This is a genomic window from Acetobacter pomorum (assembly GCF_002738225.1).
GTDB lineage: Bacteria > Pseudomonadota > Alphaproteobacteria > Acetobacterales > Acetobacteraceae > Acetobacter > Acetobacter pomorum.
The window spans coordinates 1-8,080 of the sequence record NZ_PEBQ01000209.1 but is presented as its reverse complement, the minus strand read 5'-3'; the positions used below and the strand labels follow the sequence as shown (position 1 = coordinate 8,080).

Annotated in this window: 11 protein-coding genes; 9 read left to right on the top strand and 2 right to left on the bottom strand. The window is 46.9% G+C overall.

All coding sequences use genetic code 11. From position 1 onward, the window contains the following. A partial coding sequence (locus CSR02_RS15755) for a helix-turn-helix domain-containing protein (protein WP_167384174.1) occupies positions 1 to 104 on the bottom strand: 104 nt, incomplete at its 3' end. Between the two features lie 96 nt (positions 105 to 200). Here CSR02_RS15755 and CSR02_RS15750 point away from each other — a divergent pair. The 9 genes from CSR02_RS15750 to CSR02_RS16415 all read left to right on the top strand — a co-directional run bounded on the left by CSR02_RS15750 (position 201) and on the right by CSR02_RS16415 (position 7,687). Further along, positions 201 to 1,043: a CheR family methyltransferase gene (locus CSR02_RS15750; RefSeq protein ID WP_099542311.1), complete on the top strand. Its 843-nt coding sequence runs from the start codon at positions 201 to 203 to the stop codon at positions 1,041 to 1,043. A gap of 1 nt (position 1,044) precedes the next feature. After that, positions 1,045 to 2,094, top strand: a complete 1,050-nt coding sequence (locus CSR02_RS15745; protein ID WP_099542310.1) for a protein-glutamate methylesterase/protein-glutamine glutaminase — start codon at positions 1,045 to 1,047, stop codon at positions 2,092 to 2,094. Between the two features lie 157 nt (positions 2,095 to 2,251). After that, positions 2,252 to 2,641, top strand: coding sequence for a response regulator (locus tag CSR02_RS15740; RefSeq protein WP_099542309.1), 390 nt, complete (start codon positions 2,252 to 2,254; stop codon positions 2,639 to 2,641). After that, positions 2,641 to 3,210: a chemotaxis protein CheD gene (locus CSR02_RS15735; protein WP_099542308.1), complete on the top strand. Its 570-nt coding sequence runs from the start codon at positions 2,641 to 2,643 to the stop codon at positions 3,208 to 3,210. Before CSR02_RS15740 ends, CSR02_RS15735 begins: the two co-directional genes overlap by 1 nt. A gap of 27 nt (positions 3,211 to 3,237) precedes the next feature. Beyond that, entirely contained in the window at positions 3,238 to 3,639 is a 402-nt protein-coding gene (locus tag CSR02_RS15730) for a hypothetical protein (RefSeq protein WP_124296683.1), read from the top strand. Positions 3,640 to 3,862: 223 nt separating this feature from the next. Next, positions 3,863 to 4,621: a hypothetical protein gene (locus CSR02_RS15725; RefSeq protein ID WP_099542306.1), complete on the top strand. Its 759-nt coding sequence runs from the start codon at positions 3,863 to 3,865 to the stop codon at positions 4,619 to 4,621. Further along, the gene (locus tag CSR02_RS15720; protein ID WP_099542305.1) at positions 4,621 to 6,210 is read left to right on the top strand and encodes a DUF2491 family protein; all 1,590 of its coding nucleotides are present in this window, start codon (positions 4,621 to 4,623) and stop codon (positions 6,208 to 6,210) included. Before CSR02_RS15725 ends, CSR02_RS15720 begins: the two co-directional genes overlap by 1 nt. A gap of 136 nt (positions 6,211 to 6,346) precedes the next feature. After that, the gene (locus tag CSR02_RS15715) at positions 6,347 to 7,117 is read left to right on the top strand and encodes a hypothetical protein (protein WP_099542304.1); all 771 of its coding nucleotides are present in this window, start codon (positions 6,347 to 6,349) and stop codon (positions 7,115 to 7,117) included. A gap of 183 nt (positions 7,118 to 7,300) precedes the next feature. Next, positions 7,301 to 7,687 (top strand): hypothetical protein, encoded by a 387-nt coding sequence (locus tag CSR02_RS16415; RefSeq protein WP_143225637.1) that lies wholly within the window; start codon positions 7,301 to 7,303, stop codon positions 7,685 to 7,687. 90 nt (positions 7,688 to 7,777) lie between these two features. On the opposite strand, the gene CSR02_RS16700 is transcribed toward CSR02_RS16415, so the two are convergent. Beyond that, entirely contained in the window at positions 7,778 to 7,954 is a 177-nt protein-coding gene (locus CSR02_RS16700; RefSeq protein WP_167384173.1) for a hypothetical protein, read from the bottom strand. Between the last annotated feature and the right edge of the window lie 126 nt (positions 7,955 to 8,080).

Sequence of the window (8,080 nt, the reverse complement as noted above, 5' to 3'; positions counted from 1 at the left end):
AGGGCTAGGTTCCACACAAGACGGCAGACGCCTGCGAATTGAAGAAAGGCTTCTTCCTGCAAGGCGTTGGGCTTGAGCCTGTATGTGAAGCCACGAAACGACATGCAATTAACTTAATATGGAAAGTCCGTTCAGTAAAGAGCGGAACCGCTTTCCTCCCCGGCCTGAACGCCGAGGTTTCCAGCGGAGTTTAGGATGATATGCCTTCAGCCGACATAGATTTCGGTTATTCCGATGCCGATTTTCGCCGTGTGCGTCAGATAGCAATGGCTGAAGCTGGTATTAGTCTTCCAGAAACGAAGAAAAATCTGGTCTATTCCAGACTCTCAAGGCGTATAAGGGAGACTGGCTATCACTCCTTTAACTCTTACCTAGATTTTGTTGTTACAAAAGCAGGTGAAAAGGAGAGAGATAAGTTAATTTGTGCCATCACGACGAATGTAACAAGCTTCTTTAGAGAAGGTCATCATTTCGAGCATTTGCATGACGTGGTGCTTCCGCAGATTGCTCGGAACTTGAGGGCTGGAGGGATGGGACGCTTGTGGTCCGCCGCTTGTTCGACAGGCCAGGAGGCCTGGAGTATGGCCATGACAACAATGGATGTCATTCCTGATGCACCATCTCTAGATATGAAGATCCTTGGCACTGATATTAACCGAGATGTTGTTGATGTCGGCCGGAGGGGCGTATATCTCAGTCAAGATATTAACGCCATTCCATCCACAATGAAAAAAAAGTGGGTCGTGGAAGACAAGGATGAACCTGGTTATTCCATGATTACCGGGGAAATAAGAGAACTCCCGGTCTTCAATATCCTTAATCTGAATAGCAATTGGCCAATTAGAAAGAAATTTGACGCTATCTTTTGCAGGAATGTCGTAATTTATTTTAGTGCGGAAACACGTGAAGCTCTCTGGAAAAGGCTTGCTGACCACCTTGTGCCAGGCGGATACCTCTATGTAGGCCATTCTGAGAGGGTTGAGCGGCAGGATGAATGCAATCTGACTGCTGAATCATCAACAATTTACAGGAAGAGAGGCTGAGTTGGTTAAGAAAATAAAGGTTCTTATAGTTGATGATTCACAGACCATAAGAGCCCTGATCAAACACGCTTTTCAAAAGTGCCCTGAATTGGAAGTTTGTGGCGAAGCCGCTAATCCAATGGAAGCGAGGGACATTATCGTCAAGGATCAGCCAGACGTTATTACCCTTGATGTGGAAATGCCCGGCATGAATGGTCTGCAATTCCTTGATAAGATCATGAGATTGAGACCAATTCCGGTTGTAATGGTTTCAAGCCTGACAGAGCGTGGGGCGAATATCGCAATTAAAGCCCTTCAAATGGGCGCTTTTGATTGCTTTCCAAAGGGGCAGGGAGCCAAAGGGGCTGATGCCTTTGATGGGCTTGCTAGGATTGTAGTGCAGGCCGCCCACTCCAAGCCAGGTAGTCAGTCGATTAAGCGGGAGGTGGCGGGGCAAGTTGGAGGAAGAATATCAACAAATGGAACCGAGAATTGGCGCCATATGTTCGATGTGGTGGCAATAGGATCATCAACGGGTGGTGTAGAAGCAGTCGAAGACGTTCTGCGTAATCTGCCTCAATCCAGCCCTCCGATTGTCATTTGCCAGCATATGCCGCGACTGTTTACTGCCAGCTTCGCTTCGAGGTTAAACCAGATTATCCCGCAATTTGGTATAGAAGAGGCAAAAGATGGGGAGGTAATGCGGTCTGGCATGGTTCGCATTGCTCCAGGTGGGGATATGCACTTGGTGGTTGATAAAACTGGTGGAGGCATCTGTACCCGCTTCTTTAAAGCCCCGCCTGTAAGTGGTCATGTGCCTTCAGTCGATGTGCTGTACACATCAGTCGCAGAAAACATTGGTCGCAATGCTCTAGGGATTATCCTCACCGGAATGGGTCGAGATGGAGCTGAAGGCCTTTTGTCTATGCGGCGGATAGGATGCAGGACTATAGCTCAGGATAGACAATCAGCAGTTGTGTATGGGATGCCACGAGTGGCTGCTGAAATTGGCGCTGCAGAACAAATCTGTTCTTTGAAGCAAATTCCACACACTGCGATGACTATGATTTAACAAAAAGACTTGTTGAGAAGCGTTTTGACACTGTTTTGTAAGGCAACATGCGGATATAGCCTTATGATATGTGAAATCCTGCTTTGATCATGTAGATCGTGTCGGTACACTGCGTTAGTTGAGCGACGTAGCCTTATTGAGGCTGAAAGGGAAGACAATGCCAGCGGCATCACAAATTCGCGCACTTATTGTTGATGACCAGTCATCTATCCGTTCTGTTCTTGCAAGTCATATGTCAGAACTAGGGTTTACTGGAGTTGCACAGCGCAAGGATGGTAAGGAAGCCCTGGAATACCTTGAAACAAATCCCACCCATCTTGTGATTTCAGATTTCAACATGCCTGAGATGGATGGCCTCGAACTTTTGAAGGCTGTTCGGGCTAATCCTAAAACCAAAAAAGTCGCATTCATTATTCTTACAGGTGAAGCGAATAAAGATTTGGTGCAAAAAGCTGTTCAGGCCGGCGTAAATAACTTCTTGGCCAAACCTTATACTGTAGCCAAGTTGCGTGAAGCAATTGAAAAGGTGTTCGGGCATCTTCGTTGATGCAAGAGAGAGATGTCACCACCGTAATTCAAGGAGAAGTGGCGATCTCCAAAGATCCGAAAGTGGTCTTTGGAACGCTATTGGGGTCATGCATTTCGGTATGCATGTATGACCCTTTTGAGCGGGTCGGGGGGATGAACCACTTCTTACTCCCTGATGGTGGTGACGCATCAGACGATAGTGAAACTGCCATGAGATTTGGCGTCAATGCCATGGAGAAATTGATAAATGGCATCCTGAAATTGGGAGGCAGAAGAGATAACCTAACCTGCAAGGTTTTTGGCGGCGCCACAGTTATCGCTTCTTTGGGGCGAGTGGGGCAGGAAAACATCGTCTTCGTAAAAAATTACATTCGAGCTGAGGGATTGAAATGTCTGGCCCACAGTCTCGGAGGTAATAGGGCACGACGTATAAGGTTCTGGCCAACTACCGGTAGGGCTATGCAAAGCCTCGTATTAGATTCAACTGCCAGCGCAATCGGATGGCAGGAAGAAAAATATCGCCTCAAGGAACGTGAGGCAGAGCAACGTTGGAAAAAGCAGGCTGGATCGGATCTGGAATTGTTTTAGTGCCGGTTCAAATTAAGGGAAATGGGCATGTCTAGAAAACCATCAGCCAATTCTGATGAGAGTATTCATTATCGCTCAATGGTGGACGTATTGTGTGCTCTCCTAAGTGATGCGCATGACAAATTGCAGGATGCACAGGCAATTATCTCACACTGTTCTGCCTGTACAGGACTCTCAAACAGTGATTTTGAACGGTTGCAAAACCTAGATTCTGCTACGCAATTGGTGGATGCCGTAAAGACTGTACTGGTCAATTCCTCAGATAATGGCATCAAAGAGTGTTTCGGATCCGCTGGATTGATGATGAATGTTAAGGACCTGGTTAAAGATGTAAAACTCCACTCTGTTGTGGAGGCAATATCAGGCAAAGATAAAAGCAAAAAGCAGACAGGGAATGGCGACCTTTCTGGATCAGTGGAAATGTTTTAACTCTCCTGCGGGTTTGAGTTAGAAGCTTAAAAATATTCTTTGAGATCATGACAAGGCATAGGCTTATTCCAGCAATTGAATGAGAAGGCCTTTTAAAGTTTGTTCATTTGATAATCTGGACTTTCTATATCCACAAAGGCTAAATCTTGCTAGAATAGCCTTTGCAAAATTGGTAAGTCCTTCCATGAGAAGTCAAAAATGGAAGGTAAGGAAGGATATAAGCTTGAGTTCGGCATTCAAAAGTAACAACCGTTTTCAGCCGCGTCGGAGGCAGAAATGGCGGAACCGCAAACGTAATAAAGAGAATGCGGGATTGGATGAGAAAAAAGACCTGCCTTTTTCTCCAACGTGTGAGATCGCCTCAGATGGCGTTTCTCCGGTGAGTGATCTGGGGTTATTAAGCCTTCCTAAAGACCTTAATATTCATGATATTGAAGGCTCAGTATCACCATCATCAGGCGTAAAATCTGGCAGAGTCCGCCATTTTCGTGAAAATTCTAGAAATAAAAGCAAGGAGCAGGATTGGCGAAGCCCTTCTCTGCTAAAATGCAATTCACATCATGTGCGACCTTTGACGTTTATTGCCGGCCCATCAGAGAGTGGTCAGCGCATCTTCATGGAAAAACTTTTCAAAGATGGGTTTCCCACATGTGGCTCAAGGCCTGAATTTTCTTCCTACGGTTTTTTGCGCTCTATTGCCTCTGATGGTGGGGTGGCGTTGAGTGGATGCGCTGTACGAGTGCCTCCTGATCTACCGATGAGCCATCTTCAACTTCATCTTGATGTGCCATGCAGAGTAGTTTGGATTAATGACAACCCTGGGGTGAAAGTAACGGCTGATCAGAAGTCTGCTTTCGAATTCTTTCGCAGATTATCTGGTGGGAATATCCTGCAAACATCATCATCAGTTTTTTTTGGAAATGCTCATGACCTCCGTCAGGTGTCCAATTTCCTAAATTTCAATTTATTGGAGTTCGCCTGATGTTGAAAAAGTACTCAGCATTCCGACCTTCTAAAGCGGTTATGTTGAAGTCATCACTCTATGCCACTGCATTGGGTATTGTGGCCCTAAATGCAGTTCCGGTCCTTCCACAGGTTGCTCTTGCTAGAAGTTCTGCATCGTTTAAATCCAGCTCCTCTTTTAGTTCTACTCGATCAAGCAAATCCTTCAGTGTCAAAGCACCGACATCGTCTTCAACACCTAAGCAAATTTTGCGGATGAATGAGAAGGCATCATCGAACGAATATAAGAAATTTCGCAATAATGCCGCGCTGTCGATAGCGGCAGGGACAGCGGCAGGTGTAGCAGTGCATTCTGCCAGTGAAACCCATGCTTCATCGGGGCCTTCTGGTGATGATGTAAAGCCCCAGCAGAATAAGGCCGCGGAACAATCTGTTCCTAATGTGCCTCCACCAGTTTCGAACGCGGCGCCAGTTGTGAATGGATCTCCTTCGTCTGAAACATCGTCAGCTAATGGAGGTGGCAAGGATCGAGTTGTGGTGGTGCATGACCATCATGATGATTCCAACGGCGGCTCATCACAATATCTCGCCGGCTTTGTTTCTGGCTTATCTGTGGCGAATTCCAATTCTTCCCATAACCACGATAAGCAGGGTAGGGATAGTCAGGCCCCGACATCTTCAACTCCTGTAGAAACTTCTCCTTCCAGTGTTCAAACACCAGTCCAGGTTCCTGTACCTAATCCTCCGCAGCCTGCTATAACTGGTTCTCAAGTACCTACTTTTTTTACTGGCATGGTGTTGCTTAAGATAATTCTGTTTCTAATCCTTTTCGCAATCATCGGTCTGGGCGCGTATATCTATTATAACGCGAAGAAGCGTTCAGGTGTTTCTTCCGTTGGAAAAGCATTGAAAAAGAAGTTGTCCGGGTATGAAGATGTGGGAGAAACTTCGTCTTCACCAGTCCTGCCGGCTCTTCCCTTAGTTCGTATCGGTTCAAGCATTACTGTCCCTGTAATGGGAACGTCCAGTGACCTTTCACTGGCTGGTAAGGTGCCGGATCTGGATTTTGAGCCTAGCATTACAGGCCAAACATCAATCACTGGAATAGGTGTCATAGAGGATCAGCCAGATACTGCGGTTCTGTATACTGATCCAAACCTTGAGGATCAATTCAGGGTTTATCTGGATGAGAGCGGTAAGATTTATTGTGCGTCGTTCCTATCACAACTCGCTATATATACAGCAGACAGTGATCAGTGGGATGCATGGCTGAACAAGACCGATGGCCTTTTAGGCCAGCCTGACATAGAGCATGACGGGAAGAAGTGGTTGCGAAGCATGCTTCCTCAGAAAGAGGGGCGCATTGAACCAGTATGCGAATTCGAGGCCATACATTCACTTATCAAGAATGAGCCTTTCGTATCGCGTTGGCGACACGAATACATGCTGTACGAGCGCGATACAGGTTACTCGCCCGGCTTCCCACAGAAAGAGTTTATGCTCATCCGTTGCTGCAGTGCTGTAAAGCAAGGTGAGGATTATATGTTCCTTCAGATCCTTGGTGGGGTTGAAGTCGAGCCTTCATCGTTAGATTTGACAACAGGCTAGGAAATCAAGACCTAAATCTTCTCATCTTTTAATTAGACAAGGTTTAAATGATCTCATTTAAGCCTTACTTCTTAGCTAAGAGAGAAGAGATTATCCTGGTTGATCATTAAACTTTAAAACTGGAAAGAGGTAATTCATGTCTACTCAGGCACTGTCGTTTGCTGGAGCTATGGCTTTTCTGAAACTGAACAAGATTGTAGATGCCGGTGCATCGTTTCTGGCTACACTTGATCCTCAGACGGCCACAGAAGCAGATATCAAGCAGGCAGAAAATCATCTCACTGAAGTGCTAACGAAGCGCGCTTGCGCCCGGCGAGAATATGATACTGCAAACGATGCTTCATCCAGGGCAAAGCAGAACTATGAATCCGAGGTCGCCGGATTAAAGGTTCTGATGGACAAAGCTGCTTCGGCCCAGGGTGATGAAAAACTGGCTCTAAATGCGAAGGTCAACGCATTCGAAGCTGAGTTGCAGGCCAAAAAGGGCAATGTCCAGGCATTGCTGGCTACCACGAAGTCCAAGAAAGATCTGGTGGACACATACGATACAATCGTTTCTGCCGCTCAAGACAAATTCAAAACGATTCAAGCCCAAGCCCAACAGGCTATCGATCGCCTGAACATTGCCAAGAAGCAGGAGGCAATTGCCAAAGATAAGGCTGAGGCACAACGTCTCGGACGTGATGGTTCTCAAGGCAGTTCATTCGGATTGAGGGCTCTGAGTGCAATGGCTGACAAGTCCGAAATTGCAACAGAAGTCGAAAATGAAAAGGCTGCGACCATGGCGCCTCCGGCATCAATGGCCACAGCGGATGCTGATGTGGCAGAAGCTATCGCTGAAGCGAATGGTCAAAAGCCCGCATCAGAGAAGTCTGAGGCAGAAAGATTGGCAGACCTGAGCCTCTAGTATTATCATTTCAGTGGCGGTGAAATCTGATGGGCTTTGTCTCCTTGACCGGCCGCCTCTTTCCCCATTGCCCGTTTGTCAGGAATGAGCCACTACTCACTAACATATCCTGATCATTTCAAAAATGGCGTCCGTCATAAAGCGGCCGCCACATATTCCATTTTATACGGCACAGTAAAGTAAATGAGTGATAGCAAGCCAATATCAATTAAGACGCCAAATCCAGAATTTCCTGAAATCGATGGATTTAGCAAAGAAGAACTCCAACATTTCCACGAATTTATGTGTAAAAACTATCCCGATGGAACTATCCGCTATTTTCCATCAGGGCATTACACTCTCTGCCACAGCCTTATTTATCACTGGACGGTTAAGCGAGGAGCAATCTGCGACTACAATGGATACGATGACAGATATTGCTTCGCGACAGAACAACTCGCTTTAGAAGCGATCAACGCCTGCAATGACCCTACTCAGGAATGCCCTGGACACTGGCGCCGACACCCCAAAACTGGTCGCCGACGGGAATGGAAGCGTGATGGAACATTCCTAGAATACGTCATGTTCTGAAATTCCAGGTGATGACGGCCTTTGGAAGGGGACAGTGCAAGGAAATTGCCTGTCTCCTTTTTTATGGGGGCAGGTTGGGATTAGGAGGTATCAGGCCGGCGCTTTCCAAAGAGAAAGCCCGCTTAGTCCACCAGACATGCTGGCCAGACTATTAGGGTATGTGTGTGGGTTGAGGGGTGTGAAGCCATTGGCCAGTAGATAACCATCCTGAAGGCCGCAATAGTCACGTCTCCCTCCGATGATGACTTTCTGCCCTGGGGCCAGCATGGATATGATTTCTGCAGATGCTTCCGGGTCTGGCCAGGAAATGAGGATGGGTACACTACGGCGTGTCGTCAGTTAAGCAGGATGATGATTGAGGCGAACTGCACGGCTGCGAGGAAGGTCGATTTC

What these genes read in the sequence shown, in the direction of transcription:
- CSR02_RS15750 (WP_099542311.1), top strand. Translation starts at nt 201, where the DNA reads ATGCCTTCAGCCGACATAGATTTCGGTTATTCCGATGCCGATTTTCGC.
- CSR02_RS15740 (WP_099542309.1), top strand. Translation starts at nt 2,252, where the DNA reads ATGCCAGCGGCATCACAAATTCGCGCACTTATTGTTGATGACCAGTCA.
- CSR02_RS15735 (WP_099542308.1), top strand. Translation starts at nt 2,641, where the DNA reads ATGCAAGAGAGAGATGTCACCACCGTAATTCAAGGAGAAGTGGCGATC.
- CSR02_RS15730 (WP_124296683.1), top strand. Translation starts at nt 3,238, where the DNA reads ATGTCTAGAAAACCATCAGCCAATTCTGATGAGAGTATTCATTATCGC.
- CSR02_RS15720 (WP_099542305.1), top strand. Translation starts at nt 4,621, where the DNA reads ATGTTGAAAAAGTACTCAGCATTCCGACCTTCTAAAGCGGTTATGTTG.
- CSR02_RS15715 (WP_099542304.1), top strand. Translation starts at nt 6,347, where the DNA reads ATGTCTACTCAGGCACTGTCGTTTGCTGGAGCTATGGCTTTTCTGAAA.
- CSR02_RS16415 (WP_143225637.1), top strand. Translation starts at nt 7,301, where the DNA reads ATGAGTGATAGCAAGCCAATATCAATTAAGACGCCAAATCCAGAATTT.
- CSR02_RS16700 (WP_167384173.1), bottom strand. Translation starts at nt 7,954, where the DNA reads ATGCTGGCCCCAGGGCAGAAAGTCATCATCGGAGGGAGACGTGACTAT.